Genomic DNA, 596 nt, shown 5'->3' on the forward strand with positions numbered 1-596 from the left:
AGGACCCTGTCCGCCGCCGTCGTGATCTCGGATTGTTTGACCGCTTTGACCTCCTCAATTGAGGGGAGAGGTAACACAGTCGACGATAAATCTCTGTCTGTTATATCAACCAACTTGCCATTAACACGCTTATACATTAGCGGGGCCTCCTGTAAATTTTATATTTACCGGTAGCAATCGTCGCAACAGTGCCACCTCGCAGTATTTTGATAGCCGTCAACGGATAACAATCAGGACGAGTTGTAACGGTTTTTATCCATTCATATTTGCAGCTTGCATTATAATAAAACGTTAGATTTGATTCGCACCGAATTATATCTGACGACGCGCCAAAGGATACAACGTCCATATGGCCGGATAGATAACTCTCGGGAGGCACATTGAGATTGCCGGAGAGATAGCATGATGCCCCTGTCGGGACGGTTGCAAAGCCACCGGCAGTATTATGCAAATATTGATACGCATGTCGAAAATAACCGCCTGTGTAATAATCCGGGGTAGCCCCATGCCCGATAAGCGCATGCAAAATCGCAGCACTCCCAGACAAGGACACATTTTGTAACAAAATTCGATAGTCATACATCGTACCATCAAGA

Annotated in this window: 1 protein-coding gene; it reads right to left on the reverse strand. The window is 46.0% G+C overall.

The window, feature by feature from the left end; all coding sequences use genetic code 11:
• Positions 1-136: 136 nt before the first annotated feature.
• Positions 137-596, reverse strand: a 460-nt coding sequence (locus GO013_RS17095) for a hypothetical protein (RefSeq protein WP_203529701.1), incomplete at its 5' end; no start/stop codon positions are given.

This window comes from Pseudodesulfovibrio sp. JC047 (assembly GCF_010468615.1).
Lineage (GTDB): Bacteria > Desulfobacterota > Desulfovibrionia > Desulfovibrionales > Desulfovibrionaceae > Pseudodesulfovibrio.